This is a genomic window from Dyella sp., from assembly GCF_036384435.1.
Lineage (GTDB): Bacteria > Pseudomonadota > Gammaproteobacteria > Xanthomonadales > Rhodanobacteraceae > GSA-30.
This window is the reverse complement of sequence record NZ_DASVMI010000158.1, coordinates 72,018-89,873: the sequence shown is the minus strand read 5'-3', so window position 1 is coordinate 89,873 and position 17,856 is coordinate 72,018. Positions and strand designations below refer to the sequence as shown.

Below are 17,856 nucleotides of genomic sequence, written 5' to 3'. Positions count from 1 at the left end.
TCACGGTGTTGCGCTTCGCAGCGGAAGCCGAATGATCACGACAGTGCCCTGGCCGATACAACTGCTTGCCTCGACAGAGCCACCTGCCCGAGTGATCCATTCGTGCACCGCGCTTAGGCCAAGGCCAGTGCCTGCATGGGGTGATTTGGTGGTGTAGAAGGGTTCGAAGATGCGCGTGCGGACCTCTTCGCTCATGCCCGGCCCGTTGTCACTCAACTCGATCACAGCGAGCCTGGCCTGGGTGTCGGTTTCGATCGCCATGCCGAAATCTCCTTGTCCGGCGACCGCGTCACGCGTATTGGCGGCGATATTGAGCACAGCCAATTCGAATTGGCTGCGATCCATGCATATGTAGGCGCGACGAACGGATGCATGGGGCCCGTGGATACGAATGCGCGCACCGAGCATCTGGCGCAACATGGGCTCCAGTTCGCGAAGGGCATGGATAGCATCGAAGGTTTCGTGCAGTGTGACCTCATGGCGGCCAAAGGCGAGCAGCTTGCGGCTGATCGTGAGGCCACGTCTGGCGGCCACCTCCACACTCGCCAATGCATCGAGCAACGCTGCTGAGCCTGTATCGGCAAAGCGTTCCCGGCGACCGGTAAATCCCAGGATCACACTGATGACGTTCTGGAAGTCATGGGCTACGCCGCTAGTCATACGGCCCAGTGTTTCCATTTTTCGGACGTGCAGTTCCTGGAGTGACTTTTCTGGCGATGGTGCCACCTCCATAGGAGCATGGGCCGCGCCGCCCGAGGGCTGCGTAAGGGTTGTGCAATAGTTGATGACGATGGTCGCGACCAGGGAGCCCAGTGCAGCGGAGGGTGCATGCGCAAACGCGGGTGTCCAGGGTAGGCCCATATGGGAAAGCCGCATGGCTTCGGTAAATAAGCCTGCGGCAAGGGTGACCATCCACGCCGCGCATGTCGCCCATGATGCTCGTCGGCCCAAAGCCATGCCGACATAGGCTTGACCCAGCATCAGGCTTGGATGATTGTCATGCATCGCTGAAAGCCCATGTGTCAGAGCCGTGATCGAGGCCAGGGACACCATGGCTGCTGCAAGCAATAGCGCCGAGCCTTTTGTGTAGCCACGCTGCATCAACCACACGGCTGCCCACGAAGCCAATACTGCCCCCGTGTAAATGACCAGATGCGCATGATGTGATTCTTCATGCTGCAAACAGGTGATCCATAGGCGATAAGCCCAGTCCAGCGGAAACGCTATCCCCGCCAGCCACGCAAGCCATCGCATCCGTGTGCGGCACGTGTCCGGCGTATCGGTGGTGAGCGTATGGCCGAACCGGTGGCGAATGGACGCCCAGATACGATGAATCATCCGCGCATCCTGTGTGTGTTGCTCCTCAGTGCTGCCATTTGTCGCATTCCTCGTATGTCAGGGCAAGCACTGCCATGCGTGAGCAAGGGTGAGATTGCGTGAGATTGGCCGAAAATTGTTGGAAAGCGTGCGTGACTTAGTGTCAGCGACACCGGCATGTTTAGCCCACGACGAGATATTCAGAGAGCTCGTCGGCTCACACGATCGGCCATGGAAGATCGAGGTGAGGGCACGACTGATCGCGACGACGGTCGTGCCGCATCTGCTTATGGATTATGGCAATCGGGGAGTGATCGGAAATGAACAGGATTTACAGCAGGATCTGGAAGCAATCGATCGGACAATGGGTCGTTGCATCGGAACTGGCCAAGCCAGGCGTCAAAGGACCATCGTTGCGGCGTGTGCGGGCTGCCCTGAGTTTGTCGTTACTTGCTTTGGGATCGACTGCTTGTGTTGCGCAAGCGGCGAATATGACGCGCGCTCTCGTGGTCGAGCAAGCCTTGGTGGCGGATGTCGCTGCCCATCCTGCGCGAGACGCTACGGCGGTGGGCGATGGTGCGCTGGCGACGGCTGATGCTGCCACGGCGCTGGGTGCCCGGGCCAAGGCGCTCAAGACAAGTTCAACGGCGGTAGGTAGCCATGCCAACGCTGCGGAGACCAATACCACGGCGCTAGGCGCCAATGCTCAGGCCTTGCAGGCGACTGGCACCGCGCTGGGTTCCAACGCCCAGGCACGTGCCAATGCCGGCACTGCGGTAGGATACGATGCTCGCGTCATGGAGGCTGCCAATGGCGGTACTGCGCTAGGTTCACGTGCACGAGCCATGGCGGTCAATAGTGTCGCGCTTGGTGCCAATGCCGTGGGTGATCGTGCTGATGCGGTGTCTGTAGGCGCCAAGGGCGCAGAGCGGCAGATCGTCCACGTTGCCGATGGCAGCCAGGCAACCGATGCGGTCAACAAGCGGCAGCTTGATGAGGTGTCGGACGCGATGGCCGACGCGCGACATTACTTGAAGGCCGAGGGTAAGCATGATGGCAGCGACGATGCAGTCGCGCATGGCGATGGCGCGGTCGCGGCAGGACGCAACGCACGCGCCAGTGCCAATGCCGCCACGGCGATGGGCGCGGAAAGTGTCGCCGCTGGAATCGGCAGTTCGGCTTTTGGCCAGGATGCGGCGGCCATGGGCGATGCGTCGGTCGCCGTGGGGCAAAGCGCATTCTCGCAAGGTCTTGGGAATACTGCGGTGGGTACGCATGCGAGCGCCGAGGCCGACCAGGCCGCCACCGCATTGGGCGCGTTGAGCAGGGCATCGGGCACAGGATCGACTGCTGTCGGCGGCAATGCAATCGCTTACGGCCCAGGCAGTCTGGCAGCCGGTTTTCGTGCGCAAAGTGTGGGTGAGGCCAGTATCGCTACGGGTGCCTACAGCATTGCGGCGGGTGATTTCAGTCTGGCGCAGGGCGCGGGCAGTCTCTCGTTGGGCATCTCCTCGATTGCCCACGGCCATGGGGCGAAGGCGCAAACAGAGGGCTCCATTGCTATCGGGCGTCATGCCCAGGCAACGGCCGAGCAGACCATGGCTATCGGTGACGACGCCATGGCTTCGAAGTACAACGCAATCGCTATCGGTACCCGGGCCCAATCTAACCATTGGGGCAGTATCGCCTTGGGACTTGCGGCCAACGCCGCGTCGATTCGTGGTGTGGCCATTGGCGAGAACGCGTCTGTGCTGGATGGCCTGGGCAACGTTGCGTTGGGGTGGAACGCCACTGCCGATGGGTTGTTTTCGATGGCACTGGGCGGCGCGTCATCCACGCGCGGAGGCTATAACAATGCCGCGGTAGGTTCGGGAGCGTCCGTGCTCGGCAGTAATTCAACCGCCGTCGGGGCGGGTGCTGGCAGCTCTGGTTTCCAGGCAAGTGAAGCAACCGCCGTTGGCTCCAATGCAAGTTCACGGGCGTTCCAGTCCACCGCCATCGGTGCAGGTTCTTATGTGGCCGAATGGGCATTTGGCAGTACGGTAGTCGGTGCCAAAGCCTTGAGCTTCAACAGCGAAGGTACGGCGCTGGGTCAGGGCAGCCAGGTGGATTACGGTGCGGACAAGTCAGTGGCGCTAGGGGCGGGATCGCATGCTGATCGCCCTCTTGCGGTGTCAGTCGGGGCATCGGCGCCGTGGACAGACGGTTATGGGCACGAACATGAGGCCCTTTCTCGGCAAATCACCAATGTGGCAGCCGGCACGGAACAGACCGACGCCGTGAACGTGGGCCAGTTGCAGCAGCACACCACGCAAGCCATGCGTTATTTCAAGGCTAACGGCGCGCCGACGGGCTTTGACGATGCGCAGGCGGATGGCACGTACGCGACGGCCGTGGGTGCCGGTAGCTATGCGATGGATGACAATTCGGCAGCTTACGGTTCGGGCGCCACCGCGCTCGGATCGGCCAGCGCGGCACTGGGCTATGGAAGCGGTGCCGTCGGTGCGTTGACCACGGCCGTGGGCAGCAATAGCTTGGCAACGTTCGAGGGTGCGACCGCGATAGGTTCACAGTCCCGGGCCTATGGTGAACAAAGCACAGCCTTGGGTGTGCGTAGTTTCGCCAAGGGCCCCAACTCGATTGCGGTGGGGCCTGGTGCACTGGCCGATGCCGCCGATTCCATCGCCATTGGTGACGCTTTTTCCCTCGGCACATCCTCGATTTCATTGGGCAAGGGAGCCTTGGCATGGAGCCTGAATAACATAGCGATCGGCACGGATTCCATGGCCGGAGGAGGCGAGGATGCGCTTGCCATCGGCCGTTCGGCGCTGACTGCAGCGCCGTACACCGTGGCATTGGGCTCTTATGCCGTAGCGATGGCGAAAGACAGCGTTGCACTTGGCCATTTCTCCTTTGCCTGGGCCGAAAACTCCGTGTCGCTTGGCTCCATGTCGGTAGCGGACCGAGCAAACTCAGTGTCTGTAGGCAATGCCAGATTTGAGCGCCAGATCACCCATGTGGCGGCTGGCACGCAAGATACCGACGCAGTCAATCTCAAGCAGCTTGACGATGCGATCAATGGGGTCGGCGAGGGTGTCGCGCGCGCGGTCAAATATGATGGTGACGATCAGCAGCGGATCACCCTGGCGGGTGCGGATGGCACGGTTATCGCCCGTGTGGCCGACGGCAAGGTGATGGCCAGCAGCACCGAAGCCATCAACGGCAGCCAGTTGTTCGACATGGGTGATCATCTGGCACAGATGTTTGGCGGTGGCGCCTCGATGACGGCAGCGGGCCTGTTGTCGCCTATGTACAGCATTCAAGGGGGCGTTTATTACAACGTGGGCGATGCGTTCAGTGCGGTCGATGGCAAGTTGGGAGAGCTGGATTATCGTGTAGGGGTGCTGGAGAGTGGAGGTTCCTCACGGTCGGTGAAAGCAACGGCTGCCGAGACGATCGCTAGCCAGATGATGACGGAAGCTACACGTGCCGAGGCTGTCCCTGTTGCCGATCAACCTGGCAAGGCTGCCCCGGCGGTTGTGGGCAATGTCGCCGCAGGTACAGCCACGACGGATGCGGCCAATGTCGGCCAGGTGCAGGAGGCGCTGGTTACGGCGCAACAATATGCCGATGCCGCCACGGCACAAACGCTCGAACAGGCCAAGTCATATACCGACCAGAGAACCGCAGGTCTGGTCAGCAGCTCGGATTTCGATGCCTTCAAGACTGACGTGAACACGCGCTTGAGCGGGCTCAATACACGACTCAATCGCGTGGGTGCCATGGGATCTGCGCTGGCAGGCATGGCCGGCGCGATCGCCGCCGCTCCCGGTACCGACAATCGCGTGAGCGCGGCAGTAGGTGGTTATCGCGGCCAGGGTGCTTTATCCGTGGGCTATGCCCGCCGCATTCCTGGTAATGGCGCTGTACTCGTAGGAGGTTCCATCGCCGGCGGCGGCGAATCCAGCGGCACGCTGGGCATCAGCTTCGGCTGGTGACGCTGCGTGCTTGCGTGCTGGTAACCATTGCACGAAATACAAATGTGTCCCGTTTTTATCCTGATGGCCAAGCGCTCGCTTGAGCGTGCGTGACAAAGCCTGCCGTGGAGTGGCTTCAGGGACTCGAATAAGCAATAAGCGCAGTGCCGTGGCAGCACATGTAGTCATCGGTCTGCGCGACCCATGGGTGAGGCTTTTTCGAGATTTCCTGAAGCCGCTCACGGCAATGAAGACGAGCCGCTGCCATCAGCTATCGCCTTATCCAAGGAGTAATCCATGATCTTCTTTTCTCTGCGTCGAGCCTCGCTGGCAACGGCGCTCTTGCTCGCCATGCCGACCACGCAGGCAGCCGGCGGTACTCAAGCCGCCGCGCACATATCCAGTATCAACACGCAGTCCGGGGACACCTATGATGCATTCATCGTGACCTATCGAGCCGGCACCGTGGATGCTGCCATGCGCGGCCTCAATGCAGTGGTGGCCTCGTCAGACAAACCTTTGCGCATTACTGCGCAACGCAAGCTCGCCACCGGGGCGTTGTGGCTACGCACATCGCAAAAGCTCGATGCGGCGCAGGCCAATGCACTGATGGCGCGCATGGGTGATGATCCGGCGGTGTTATATATCGAGCCTGATCTTCGCATGCATGCGGTACGCGATATTCGTACTCCGGCAGGTTCGGTAGCGCTATCGGATTGGCAGGCGTTTACGCCAGACGATCCCCTCCATGCAGACTATCAGTGGCACCTCCAAAGCACAGCCGGGGGCGCGCGTATTGATCGTGCATGGCCGCTTGCCGATGGGCATGGCGTGGTAGTGGCCGTACTGGACACCGGCATCACCCGGCATCCAGATCTCGATACATCGCTCGGGGATGCCGGTTATGATTTTATCAGCCATGCGCTTATTTCGGGGCGCGATATCGATGGCCGTGTCGCGGGCGGTTGGGATACCGGCGACTGGACCACAGGCGATAAATACCTGGCTAGCAATGGTGGTTGCGTCGATGCCTTCAATCCTCCGGCCAACAGTTCATGGCATGGCACGCACGTATCGGGCACCGTGGCCGAACTGACCGACAACGGCCTGGGTATGGCGGGTGTGGCGCACAGGTCCAAGGTGCTACCCGTGCGTGTGCTCGGGCATTGTGGCGGCACCACTGCCGATATTGCCGATGCCATCGTCTGGGCATCAGGCGGCCATGTCGATGGCGTCGCGGACAATCCTCATCCAGCCCAGGTCATCAACATGAGCCTGGGTGGCCAGGGGACATGCAGTGCCGATTCGTCGATGGGCCGGGCTATCACGGCGGCTATTGCACGCGGTACGACCGTTGTGGTGGCCGCTGGCAACAGCAATATGGATGTATCGCTGTTCTCGCCCGCCAATTGCCCGGGCGTGATTGCGGTGGCGGCCAATGGCGTGACAGGGCGCCGAACTTTCTACTCCAATTATGGTTCGGGTATCACATTATCCGCGCCAGGTGGCGGCGTGTATCCCGGTGATGGTCAGGGGGGCATGCCCGTTAAAGAAGGTTTTGTCTGGCAGGCGATCAACGATGGAGAGACCGTGCCGGCGAATTCGGTCTATGGCGGCATGGCTGGAACCTCCCAGGCCTCGCCCCACGTGGCCGGCACCGTGGCGTTGATGGTCAGCGCCGCGAAAGAAGCTGGACTGGCCAAGCCCACGCCGCAGGAGATCGCATCGATGTTGACCCGCAGTGCTCGTCGCTTTCCTGTATCGATCGATCGGCCGATCGGTGCCGGCATTCTCGATGCGGGAGCGGCGGTAAACCTGGCTTTGGGCAACGACCCGGGCGAACCCGACCCGGAGCCCTTCATCCTGTTGACGCCTGGTGTGTTGTTGCGTGAACAGTTCGCCTATGAGGGTGATAGCAATTTGTACGCGATTGATGTGCCCGCCGGCGCCAGGAATCTCAATATCCGCACACTGGGGGGACTGGGCGATGTCACGCTCTACGTCGATGTGGACAAGGTGCCAGCCGATGATGGCAGTGATGCCCGGTACGTGTCGGACAAGGCAGGCAATAACGAAGCGGTGGTCATCGCGCAGCCTGAGAACGCAAGGTATTACATCCGGGCTCGGGCGAAGACCGAATTCAGGGGGATGCTGATCATCGCCACGTATACGCCCTGAGCACGGCGGCGGGCACATAGAAAAATCCCGGCGCCGCAGGGGTGGGGCGCCGGGATAAGGCGTCGTCATGAGAAGACGCGCGAGGAGACCATGAAGATGTCTGGATCGGTGCTGCCCCTTCCTGCGTCCGATCGATGGGGAGGGGGCGCTGGATGGCTTTCCACGGCGAGGAGCGGAACCGTTCCGAATACTTCGACAGAAGCCTCCCTGGAAAGGTTCCCCGAAAAATTACTTCAGCCAAAAAAAAGCCCCGGGGACGCGGGGCTGGAACTCAAAGTGAGGCTGCAAGAGCCACGAGGGAACATCGGTCGGGAGGGCTTAACGTAGTTCTAACGTGTTAGAGCGGGTGCCAGTCGGGGTCGAGCTCATTGCCTCCGGCCGGCGCTCGTCCTTGTGCGCCGGCCATGGGCCCAGCTTCCACGGTCATCCATGTGGCCATCCCTGGCCCTTAGGCACACTCCAAGGGTTGCGCTGTATCCATCAGTGCAGGCCCAGGACAAGCAAGCCCAACAGCAGGGCACCCATGGCCAGCGTGACACGCAGTGGCTCGAAGCCATGCAGGTCGCCATTGGGCTGGCGGTCGTTGGATTCGGTAGGGGTCATGGGCTGGCCTCCGCAGTGGGTACGGCTCCATGAAAGCGCTATACGGGGCGAGTGATGCGACGCAAAACGGGCAAGTGGGCGACCACATCTGACAAAATCATGGCAGCCGGTCTCTCGCGCTTGCGTGGGGGCTGGCCTCATAGCACCCTGCGCCCTCGCCACACCTTCTAAGGAACCCAGACCCTCATGGGCCGCCACATCGCGATCGTCGAAGACGAACCTCTCATCCGCGCCAACTACGTCGAGGCGCTCAACCGATTCGGCTATGACACGCGCGGCTACGGTTCGCGCCACGAAGCCTCCACGGCGTTTGCGATGCGATTGCCAGAACTGGTCATCATCGACATCGGCCTGGGCGACGAGCCCGAAGGCGGTTTCGATCTCTGTCGTGAGTTGCGGGCACGCTCGGCCACGCTGCCGATCATTTTCCTGACTGCGCGCGACTCCGATTTCGATGTGATCTCGGGCTTGCGCCTGGGCGCCGACGATTATCTGAGCAAGGACACCAGCCTGCACCAGCTGGCCGCGCGCATCGCTGCCTTGTTCCGCCGCATCGAATCACTGAAAACACCTGCTTCGAGTGAAACGGTGATCGAGCACGGTCCGCTCAAGCTCGAATCCGAACGCATGCGCGTGACCTGGAACGGCGCGGAAATTCCGTTGACGGTGACCGAATTCTGGATGGTACATACACTGGTGCGCTTCCCGGGGCATGTAAAGAATCGCGACCAGTTGATGCGCGAGGCCGAGCTGGTGGTGGACGACGCCACCATCACCTCGCACATCAAACGTATCCGCAAGAAATTCAACGCGGTCGCCCCGGAGTTCGATGCTATCGAGACAGTGCATGGCGTGGGTTACCGGTGGCGTCCGTGATGCGTCCTCTGGCCGGGGTGCTGGCGCTTGTGGCCTGCGCATGGGCCGTGCAGGCCACGGATAAGCCCGCCGCGGACGAGACCGGCGTCATGGTCTATGGCAAGCCTGACGGCGATGTACCGGGTTGGGCTATCAACACCATTGCTCCGGCCGGCTGGACTGCCGATTGCTGTCAGTACGCGCGTGCCATTGGCGTTAACCTGGTGATCTACCGGGGCGACTGGACCGGAGAACCCGATCGCGTGATGGTGCTCAATGTCTGGCCGCGCAAGCTACCAACGCTCCAGGCCGAATGGGATGCCGATCGCAAAAAGTATCTTGAGCGTGATCCAGCCGCCAAGGTCGAACCATTCCCGATCAAGGCCAATCCACAAAGCGGTGTGTCATGCAGCGGTGGTCTGTACCACGGCTCCGATCATGTCGATGACGTGGTGGTGTTCTGCGACCCCGGCAAGACCACCGGCATCCGGCTGAGCTGGTCGATGACGTTGTCTACGCCAGGCGGCGATCGCGACCAGGTGCTGGCGCTGTTTCGCAAGGTGGTCGAGCAGTCTTTCTACATGAAATACAAGGATAGTCGTGACAACCATGGCAGTGCCAAGGGTGGCGCTCGACATTGATGCTGCCGCGTTGAGACGGGTGGTAGGGGCGAGTCGTGAGGGCGCAAGTCCGACCGCTCGTCTGAAGTTGTCATGCAGCATGGTGTTGTCGTACACCTGAGGGTGCAGACGACATCCAGCTCTGCGCCGTCCCTCCACCCATCGACCTATCACCAAGGAGAAATGCATGAAGCGGAAACTGTTCCTGGCTGCCATGGGCGTCTCGGCGTTGTGCGCCGCGCCGATGTCGTTCGCACAGTCGCTCATCAAGGGCAAGACAGATGCCGGCAAGGCCTGGGCGGTGCAGGTCACGGCGCCCAAGGGCTGGACTTCGCAGCCAGGGTTTGCCCACGACATCAGCGTCAGCGGAGCGATCGTGCTGGGAGACGTCAGCGATGGCGAGCCCGACCAGGTGCTGCGTCTCATTGTGCTGCCGCGTGAGCAGCCGACGCTCGATGCCGCCCTGGCCGACTACCGCAAGGATCATCTGGCCAATGCCCCCAAGGACAAGTCAGCGCCTTATCACGTCGATAACAAGACCATGAGCTGCAAGGCCATCAAGTTCGAGACCGAGGCAGGCATCGAGGTGTCCGCGTTCTGCGATCCGGGCGCGGCGTCGAGTGTCTATCTTCAATGGGCGATGATCGATGGTCCGGATGCCGGTCGCCAAAACCGTGACTTGCAGGCGTTCGAGAAGGTCGTTGCGAGCAGTGTTTACAAGCCCTGATCTTTTCTTCGTCGACGGTTCCTCCATGTATCGCATGATCGTTAGCCACGCATGACGCTTCGCCAGAAACTGTTGCTCGTCGCGCTGTGCACGCTGGCACTGCCCATTGCGGGCTGGTTATACGTGCGGCAGATGGAGGAACTGTTACGCGACGGGCAGGCGCAGGCGCTGGTCGCGTCCGGCGGTGCCATCGCCCGCAGTCTGGTCATCGGTGGGCAAATGCCAGGCAGCAGCAAACGTGCCTGGTATGTACAACGCGTTCAGACGCCGATCACCGTGGACGGCTACGGCGACGATTGGGCACCCCTGACGCCCTGGAGCCAGCCGTTGGGACGTCGTGGCAAGCTGTTGCTTGCTGCCGATGACAGTTGGCTCTATCTGTACGCGGACGTGCGCAGTGCGCGGCGCACGCGTGCTGACAGCGGTGATCCCAACGTGCTTTCGGCCGATCACCTCGTGCTGATTCTGGGCAGGCAGGGCCAGCAGCGTCGCTATGTGATCGCCAGTTCGGCGCCGGGACCGGTGGTGGCGTCATCGGCCGATCCACGCGTGCCGGGGTTGCCCGATGAGATCAATGCCCAATGGCAGGAAGACGGCAGCGGCTACCGCGTCGAATTGCGCTTGCCGCGCTCGCTCGACCAGCTTGGCCTGGGCGTGTTCGATGTCGCCGCGGGCGACTCCGAAGCCATGGCGGCCGATACGCGATCGCTCCTGAGTTATTCCCCTCGACTCTCCGGCGAACTGGCGCAGCTGCTGCCGCGCGGTGTGCGTGCGCGCGTGCTTGCTCCGCAAGGTTGGCTGCTGGCGCAGAGCGGTCATCTGGCCGGCGCCAACAGTGCGCAGGAGCAGCCAGGCTGGTTTGCATCGCTGATCTATCGAGCGCTGTTGGCCAACCGGTTGGATGATGCCAATTTGTGGGCCGAGGATGCGCCACGTCTGGATCTGCACGAGGTGCAAGAGGCGGCCCAGGGCGATCCCGCCAGTGTGTGGCGCCAGGGCGAAGCGCGTGGCAGCGTCGTATTGGCAGCGGCCGTACCGATCCAGTCCGAGGGGCGTGTCGATGGCGTCTTGTTGCTTGAGCAGTCCAGTCGCGCGGTGCCGTTGCTGGCCAATCGCGCGTTGTTTGGCCTGTTGCTCACCAGTTTTGGCGTGTTGCTGGTGGCGGGCACCATTCTGCTGGCTTTCGCTACTCGCCTGAGTTTACGGCTGGGGCGCCTGCGCGATGCGGCCGAGCGGGCCAAGGTCAACGATGGGCGGCTGGATGGTCGCTTCCCGATGGCCGACTCGGAAGACGAAATCGGCGATCTGGCCCGCAGCTTCGAGAACCTCTTTGAAGTGGTGGGTGGATACACCGACTATCTGCGCACGTTGGCGTCCAAGCTGTCGCATGAGCTCAATACGCCGCTGGCGATCGTCAAATCCTCCCTGGATAACCTTGAGCACGCCTTGCAGGAGCGATCGGCGATGCCACCTGAAGCACAACCTTATATGGCGCGAGCGCGCGACGGGGTGGCGCGCCTTGGCGCCCTGGTGCGCGCGATGAGCGAGGCCAGCCGCATGGAGCGAGCCATCGCCGCAGCCGAACCGGAAGACGTCGACCTGGCCGAAGTGGTACGTGGTTGCGCCGAGGCATACCGCCCGCTGGCGGGTACGCGTGCCGTGCGTTGGGAGCTTCCCGCTGCACCGCTGCACCTGCATTGCGCGCCTGAGCTGATCGCGCAGGCACTGGACAAGCTATTCGATAATGCCTTGTCGTTCACGCCCGAGGATGGCTGGTTGCAACTTTCCCTGCGTCCCTGGATGGATGGCAGGCAGCACGGTGCGGAAATCGAACTGGCCAACCAGGGGCCGCCGCTACCGGCGGCCATGCAGGGTCGATTGTTCGATTCGCTCGTGAGCCTGCGCGACAAGGCCACGCCTGGCGGCGCGCCCCATCTGGGCCTGGGTCTTTACGTGGTGCGGCTGGTGGCCGAACGGCATGGCGGCAGCGCCGAGGCGCGCAATCTCGACGACGGGGCCGGGGTGGCGTTTACCTTGCGGTTGCACGGAATGCCGCGCGCCAGGTTGTAAGCGACCGGGCAGGTTTGAAACGGTCCCGCGCGGAAAGGAGCTCAGTAGGCCTACAATGGCTGCTTTCACCGTCTGTTCCGGATTTTTGACACGTGATCTCCCGAGACGAGTTCAACGCGCTGGTGGCGCAGGGCCATACCCGCATCCCGTTGGTGCGCGAGGTGTTTTCCGACCTCGATACCCCGCTATCGGTTTACATGAAGCTGGCCGATGGCCCGTACACGTTCCTGTTCGAATCGGTCGAGGGCGGTGCCACCTGGGGACGCTATTCGATGATCGGCCTGCCGGCGCGTCGCGTCTATCGCCTGCGCGGGCATGAGCTGGAAGTGGAAGACTCCGGTGAGGTGATCGAACGCCGCCACCTTGAGGATCCTCTGGCTGAGATCGAGCAGTTACGCAAGCAATATGACGTCCCGCGCCTTCCGCAACTGCCGACGTTCACGGGTGGCCTGGTGGGCTATTTCGGCTTCGAGACCATTGGTTACATCGAACCGCGCCTGGCGCAGTGGGATCGCCCCGATGAGCTGGGCACGCCCGATGTGCTGCTGATGCTGGCCGAGGAACTGGCGGTTTTCGATAGCCTCAAGGGGCGCTTGTACCTGATTGTGCATGCCGATCCTTCCCAGCCACAGGCTTATGCCCAGGCACAGCGCCGCCTGGACGCGCTGGTCTATCGGTTGCGCCAGGGCGGCTCGGCTTATCCTCAGCTGACCCAATCGGTGGCGCTCGATGAAGGTGACTTCAAATCCTCCTTCACGCGCGAAGCGTTCGAGGCAATGGTCGAGCGAGCCAAGGAATACATCCGTTCCGGCGATGTCTTTCAGGTCGTGCCCTCGCAGCGCTTGAGCGTCGGTTTCCATGCGCGCCCGGTCGATGTGTACCGTGCGCTGCGCGCCATGAATCCCTCGCCGTATATGTATTTCGTCGACCTGGGAGATACGCAGATCGTTGGTTCCTCGCCGGAGATCCTGGCGCGGCTCAAGGACGGCAAGGTCGTGGTGCGCCCGATTGCCGGTACGCGCAAGCGCGGTGCCAACGAGGCCGAAGACCAGGCACTTGAAGCAGATTTGCTGGCCGATCCGAAAGAGCGTGCCGAGCACGTGATGCTGATCGACCTGGGCCGTAATGATATCGGCCGCATCAGCGAGACCGGCAGTGTGGAGGTCACCGAGTCGTTCGTGATCGAGCGTTATTCGCACGTCATGCATATCGTGTCGGAAGTGCAGGGCCAGTTCGCCAGCGGCATGAGCTACATGGACGTGCTCAAGGCGACCTTTCCCGCCGGCACGGTCAGCGGCGCGCCGAAGATCCGTGCACTGGAGATCATCCAGGAACTGGAGCCGTACAAGCGCAATATCTATGCAGGAGCAATCGGCTGGATTGGCTGGTGGGGCGATGCAGACACGGCAATCGCCATCCGTACGGCGGTCATCCAGAATGGCCGCTTGCACGTGCAGGCAGGAGCCGGCATCGTGTATGACTCGGACCCATCGGCGGAATGGGAGGAAACCATGAACAAGGGAAGGGCGTTGTTCCGCGCAGTGGCCCAGGCGGCGAAAGGCCTGTGACCCCCTTGTTCGCGAGCAAAAAGGAGTTGTCATGCGCTCGAACCTTTGGCGTTCGCTTGCTGCGGTGGTGTTGACCGTGGCTGCTGCCAGTACCCATGGATACGATCATAGTCATGGTGCTGGCCCTGTCGTGCCCGAGTGGCCCGATACACGAATGGGTCGCACCCAGGTGCTGGCATTGCTGGAAACACTCAACGCCGATCTGCTCAGCCACCCAAGTGCCACGCTGACCCTTGAACGTTGGTGTGGCGATCATGGTCTGGCGCGAGACGCGAAGATCGTCGCGCACCGCGTGACCGGACAGGACAAGCCGCTTCCTGAAGGCGTGCGCGATCAATTGCAGATCAGTCCTGAAGAGCCGGTGCGTTATCGCCAGGTGCAATTGGCCTGTGGCGATTACGTCCTGTCGGACGCGGATAATTGGTATGTGCCGTCGCGCCTGACCGAGGACATGAACAGGCAACTTGACACCACTGACACGCCGTTTGGCATCGTGGTGCAATCGTTGCATTTCCGTCGTCAGACGCAGTCTGCCGATCTGTTGTGGTCGCCCTTGCCCAAAGGATGGGAAGAAGGCGCATCACTACCGCCACATACCCATCGCTTCCTTACCATTCCCGATCACCTGCTACAACACCGCGCGGTGCTGTACACGCAGGGCAACAAGCCCTTCAGCTTCGTACAGGAAACCTATACCAGCAAAGTGCTGGCTTTCGGCCCAGCCCCGCAGCGATAGGCCCCGCAACGTGGGGATTGGAAAGCATCCATTCCCCGTGGTTCCTGCAACGCCCCAGCACTACGAGACCCTGTTCTGGTGGGGGCGGAGAGGCGGACTCGGCGTGCCACGGATGAACGTCGCGCCAGTTCCATGCGCTGCGCTTGAGACCTTCGCATGCCTGTCAGGGGCGACTTCAGTCGCGAAGCAATCTGCGATTCAGTCGCAGATTGGGGTTTTGAGATCTCCAAGCCGCGGTCTCGTCACCCCTTGCATCGCCACTGAAGTCGCTCCTCCGGGCTCAGAGGCGCGAGATTATTTATGTGTATCGGCCGCAGGCTGATCCAGTCGCACCCAATGCTTGGCGTCCACCCGTGCGCAGATGCCGCCGCCTGCACATGGAGCCAGGTTGCCGTCGGCGATGGCAGCATTGATCTGGGTCGCCCAGTCTGCTCGTATGGTCTGGGTGCGTGCCTGCATGCCGAAGTAGATCGCGGCACCCACCACGGCCGCTGATGCGAGCGTGCAGGCAATGAATACCTTCCACGCCATCACCGAATGCGACCATGCGGTCGATTGCACTCGCCGCTCCAGGTCGTGCACGGCGTCGCGAATGCCCTGCATGCTCGCCTGCAAGGTGTTGTCGGCATGCGACAGCGGCTCACGCAGGCTCTTGCCGAGAGTTTCGCTCGCGATCTCGCGAAACTCCTCGACAGCCTGGTGAGTCATCTGCCGGGCAACATGCGCAGCATCCTCCGCTGAGCGTGTGATGGTATGTGCGGCCTGCAGGTTTTGCTGCACGACCGCGTCGCCGCGGGTTTCAAAGCTGTCAACCAGCATCGCCAGCTTGACGGCCATGGCCTTGATATCGTCTTCCGTGGTCATAACCGTGGTTTCTTTACTTGTCGCGTTAACGTCGCAGGTTGGGGTTCGGCAACTGCTGTTGAGATTGCTGTTGCTGTTGTTGCTGCTGTTGTTCAGGCGCAGCCTGCTGCTGTTGCTGCGTCTGGTTACGTTGCTGGTTGGCTTGCTGCCCCTGGGCAAGCAGGGCTTGGCCCTCAGGCGACTGCGCATAATTCTGCGCCACCTGGCGGGATGCGGCATCGTTGCGCGTGGCGGCTGCGGCGGCGAGTCGATCGAAATCGTTGCTGACCGACGACTGGTTGCCAGGTGCCGGGATCGGCTGGTTGGGGGCTACGTGCAGCGTCTGGGGGGATGCCTGCTGCTGGTTCGGCTGCAACCCGATATTCACCGGTTGGCGCGTGAATTGCGCACTCAGCTGCTGGTTGACCGGTTCGGCGCTGCGCTGCTGATCTGGTGCGTATTGTGCCTTGTCCTGCTTGGGCACGATGATCGCGTTCTGTCCCTCGGGCTGCGTGCGATCGACCTTCTTGTCCCACCGGTAGAGGATCATGCCTTCCTCGGAGCGGTGAACCACATTCAGCCCCTGATCCTGCGGTTCGTTGGTTTTGCGCAGGAACGGCTTATCGCTCAGCGCATTGGCATAATCGATCATCATGTTGCCATTGCGGATCGAGAGGCCATCGCGGTGATAGCTGCCGCCGATGTCCGAATGCGCACCGGCCACGTTGACGTTGAGGAAACGACCATCATCGGTGGTCTTGATGATCTGGTCGGTCTTGAACAGGCGACGGCGCTCATCATCGGCGGTGATCTGGAAACCCGAGATCACCGATGGCGGTGGACGACGGTCGTTGCGCTCGGGTGTGCCGGTATTAACCGGATCATAGAGCGCTTCGGCCTGCGCGATACCACCTGGCGCCTGGAGCGGCGGCTTGGTGTATTTGACGCTCTCGACCAAACCGTCGGCGTTGTACTTGTACTGCGCCCCTGTCGGATCCTGGATGCCGCGCTCTTCCACCAGACGCGTGAAGCCGGCAGCCTGCTCGGCGCCTCGGCTGAAACCCGTGGACAACACGGAGATCTTGGCGTCGGGGTCTTCGGCTTTCCAGCGCGCAGCCTGTTCAGTAAAGCGCTTGTACATTTCCTCGGTGCGCGGCCCATAGGTGGAACCGGTGGCGCCGTCGTATGCCGAGCGAAAGTAGCCGTCCTGCGTACCTGGGCCAGCCAGGTAATCGGATTTGACGTGCGGGTCGTTGTTCTGCTTGACCTGGTCGGACAGCCGGGACACGTTGGTACGGTGCTCGGGATCCTTGTTGGCGTCGTTGCCGGTACCGTCGAACGAGGCGATATAGAGCCGCGAATGCGGATCCTCGGACTTGTACAGGATGGGTGCCTGGAAGTTGGCCAGTTGCGCCTGTGCGGTCGCATAGGTCTGCATCTGCGCCTGGCTGGCTGGGTAGTACGAAACGCCATCCTCGAGGTGGCCGTCAGTACCGGGCTTGTGCGTTTCCGTCATGTCATGCTCCCCAAGCGATTAGTACGTGTGCGTCCATGCCAGGACGATGTCGTTGCGGAACGAGCTGTATTTGTTGCCTGGAATCTGTTCCTGCTTCGTCGGAATGAACATGGTGATATACACGTTCACTGTCTTGTCGTTGACTTCGACGAAGATGTCGGGCGTGCCGGCTACCGGACCGGAGTGGAAGTCGGCCATGTCGTTCTTGGGCACGTTGTGCCACACCAGTTCATCCTTGAAGATGCTGGCGATATCGATCTTTGCTTCGTGCTCCTTGCCATCGAGGGACTTCCACTTCACCTCGGCCGGGCCGGGGAAATTGGGAATATCGATCGAAGCCTGTCCGAGCCAGTTCTTCTTGTAATCGCCTTCCGGGGGCGGGGGCGACACATGGTCCGGATCGTCGTCATTGGTGACGGGAGAAAAATTCTGCCGATCGTAAATGATGTGGCAGCCGACCGTGTTATAGCAAAACGCCTGGAAATTATGCCGCTTGAAATGCAGCGGGGCACTTTCGGTAGGCGCGGGCGGCTGTATGTTCTGGCTGGTCTCAGGCGTCATGGCAAAAACACATCCTGTAGAAAGGAAAATGGCGATGCCCAGGGCAACGGCCGCGGCGGGTTTGAGCGACTTTTGCACCAGGCCCTCTCCTGGTTGATCGAAATGAAGGTTTTCAGGGGAAGTCAGCGACGCCCCCGGCACGCAATCCCTGATTTTCCGTCCATGGGTCGAAGGAGTGCGCGTGATCGAAGATCATAGCCGGTTATGGTTTCAAAACCAGTAACGCTTTGGATTTGGCGTTTATGATGTGATCTATTCCGCAAATGGTGTCCAAGTGGCGGCGAG

Annotated in this window: 13 protein-coding genes and 1 pseudogene; 9 read left to right on the top strand and 5 right to left on the bottom strand. The window is 61.5% G+C overall.

Going from position 1 to position 17,856, the window contains the following annotated elements:
• The gene (locus VF436_RS16055) at positions 1 to 1,338 is read right to left on the bottom strand and encodes a sensor histidine kinase (protein ID WP_330905036.1); all 1,338 of its coding nucleotides are present in this window, start codon (positions 1,336 to 1,338) and stop codon (positions 1 to 3) included.
• 299 nt (positions 1,339 to 1,637) lie between these two features.
• Between VF436_RS16055 and VF436_RS21740 the strand changes: the two are divergent.
• The 3 genes and pseudogenes from VF436_RS21740 to VF436_RS16045 form a co-directional block, all read left to right on the top strand.
• Positions 1,638 to 1,766, top strand: a pseudogene (locus tag VF436_RS21740) (ESPR domain-containing protein); the annotation flags it as partial.
• A gap of 42 nt (positions 1,767 to 1,808) precedes the next feature.
• On the top strand, positions 1,809 to 5,315 hold the full coding sequence (locus VF436_RS16050) for a YadA-like family protein (RefSeq protein WP_330905035.1): 3,507 nt from the start codon (positions 1,809 to 1,811) through the stop codon (positions 5,313 to 5,315).
• A 276-nt stretch (positions 5,316 to 5,591) separates the two neighbouring features.
• Entirely contained in the window at positions 5,592 to 7,472 is a 1,881-nt protein-coding gene (locus VF436_RS16045) for a S8 family peptidase (protein WP_330905034.1), read from the top strand.
• A 480-nt stretch (positions 7,473 to 7,952) separates the two neighbouring features.
• Here VF436_RS16045 and VF436_RS16040 read toward each other — a convergent pair whose 3' ends face one another.
• Positions 7,953 to 8,075: a hypothetical protein gene (locus tag VF436_RS16040; protein WP_330905033.1), complete on the bottom strand. Its 123-nt coding sequence runs from the start codon at positions 8,073 to 8,075 to the stop codon at positions 7,953 to 7,955.
• Between the two features lie 186 nt (positions 8,076 to 8,261).
• Between VF436_RS16040 and pdsR the strand changes: the two genes are divergently transcribed.
• The 6 genes from pdsR (at position 8,262) to VF436_RS16010 (ending at position 14,651) form a co-directional block, all read left to right on the top strand.
• Positions 8,262 to 8,951: a proteobacterial dedicated sortase system response regulator gene (pdsR, locus tag VF436_RS16035; protein WP_330905032.1), complete on the top strand. Its 690-nt coding sequence runs from the start codon at positions 8,262 to 8,264 to the stop codon at positions 8,949 to 8,951.
• On the top strand, positions 8,951 to 9,571 hold the full coding sequence (locus tag VF436_RS16030) for a hypothetical protein (protein ID WP_330905079.1): 621 nt from the start codon (positions 8,951 to 8,953) through the stop codon (positions 9,569 to 9,571). Before pdsR ends, VF436_RS16030 begins: the two co-directional genes overlap by 1 nt.
• A gap of 166 nt (positions 9,572 to 9,737) precedes the next feature.
• Entirely contained in the window at positions 9,738 to 10,277 is a 540-nt protein-coding gene (locus VF436_RS16025; protein ID WP_330905031.1) for a hypothetical protein, read from the top strand.
• 51 nt (positions 10,278 to 10,328) lie between these two features.
• Positions 10,329 to 12,347 (top strand): ATP-binding protein, encoded by a 2,019-nt coding sequence (locus VF436_RS16020; RefSeq protein ID WP_330905030.1) that lies wholly within the window; start codon positions 10,329 to 10,331, stop codon positions 12,345 to 12,347.
• Positions 12,348 to 12,439: 92 nt separating this feature from the next.
• Positions 12,440 to 13,915, top strand: coding sequence for an anthranilate synthase component I (gene trpE / locus VF436_RS16015; RefSeq protein WP_330905029.1), 1,476 nt, complete (start codon positions 12,440 to 12,442; stop codon positions 13,913 to 13,915).
• A 31-nt stretch (positions 13,916 to 13,946) separates the two neighbouring features.
• The gene (locus VF436_RS16010; RefSeq protein ID WP_330905028.1) at positions 13,947 to 14,651 is read left to right on the top strand and encodes a hypothetical protein; all 705 of its coding nucleotides are present in this window, start codon (positions 13,947 to 13,949) and stop codon (positions 14,649 to 14,651) included.
• 294 nt (positions 14,652 to 14,945) lie between these two features.
• On the opposite strand, the gene VF436_RS16005 is transcribed toward VF436_RS16010, so the two are convergent.
• The 3 genes from VF436_RS16005 to VF436_RS15995 are packed head-to-tail and all read right to left on the bottom strand — an operon-like array spanning position 14,946 to position 17,649.
• Entirely contained in the window at positions 14,946 to 15,515 is a 570-nt protein-coding gene (locus VF436_RS16005; RefSeq protein WP_330905027.1) for a hypothetical protein, read from the bottom strand.
• A gap of 25 nt (positions 15,516 to 15,540) precedes the next feature.
• Positions 15,541 to 17,010: a phospholipase effector Tle1 domain-containing protein gene (locus VF436_RS16000; protein ID WP_330905026.1), complete on the bottom strand. Its 1,470-nt coding sequence runs from the start codon at positions 17,008 to 17,010 to the stop codon at positions 15,541 to 15,543.
• Positions 17,011 to 17,028: 18 nt separating this feature from the next.
• Positions 17,029 to 17,649, bottom strand: coding sequence for a hypothetical protein (locus VF436_RS15995; protein ID WP_330905025.1), 621 nt, complete (start codon positions 17,647 to 17,649; stop codon positions 17,029 to 17,031).
• Between the last annotated feature and the right edge of the window lie 207 nt (positions 17,650 to 17,856).

Bases quoted from the DNA above. Each gene is read 5' to 3' on its own strand.
- VF436_RS16055 (WP_330905036.1), bottom strand. From the start codon at position 1,338: ATGATTCATCGTATCTGGGCGTCCATTCGCCACCGGTTCGGCCATACG.
- VF436_RS16050 (WP_330905035.1), top strand. From the start codon at position 1,809: ATGACGCGCGCTCTCGTGGTCGAGCAAGCCTTGGTGGCGGATGTCGCT.
- VF436_RS16045 (WP_330905034.1), top strand. From the start codon at position 5,592: ATGATCTTCTTTTCTCTGCGTCGAGCCTCGCTGGCAACGGCGCTCTTG.
- VF436_RS16040 (WP_330905033.1), bottom strand. From the start codon at position 8,075: ATGACCCCTACCGAATCCAACGACCGCCAGCCCAATGGCGACCTGCAT.
- pdsR (WP_330905032.1), top strand. From the start codon at position 8,262: ATGGGCCGCCACATCGCGATCGTCGAAGACGAACCTCTCATCCGCGCC.
- VF436_RS16030 (WP_330905079.1), top strand. From the start codon at position 8,951: ATGCGTCCTCTGGCCGGGGTGCTGGCGCTTGTGGCCTGCGCATGGGCC.
- VF436_RS16025 (WP_330905031.1), top strand. From the start codon at position 9,738: ATGAAGCGGAAACTGTTCCTGGCTGCCATGGGCGTCTCGGCGTTGTGC.
- VF436_RS16020 (WP_330905030.1), top strand. From the start codon at position 10,329: ATGACGCTTCGCCAGAAACTGTTGCTCGTCGCGCTGTGCACGCTGGCA.
- VF436_RS16010 (WP_330905028.1), top strand. From the start codon at position 13,947: ATGCGCTCGAACCTTTGGCGTTCGCTTGCTGCGGTGGTGTTGACCGTG.
- VF436_RS16005 (WP_330905027.1), bottom strand. From the start codon at position 15,515: ATGACCACGGAAGACGATATCAAGGCCATGGCCGTCAAGCTGGCGATG.
- VF436_RS16000 (WP_330905026.1), bottom strand. From the start codon at position 17,010: ATGACGGAAACGCACAAGCCCGGTACTGACGGCCACCTCGAGGATGGC.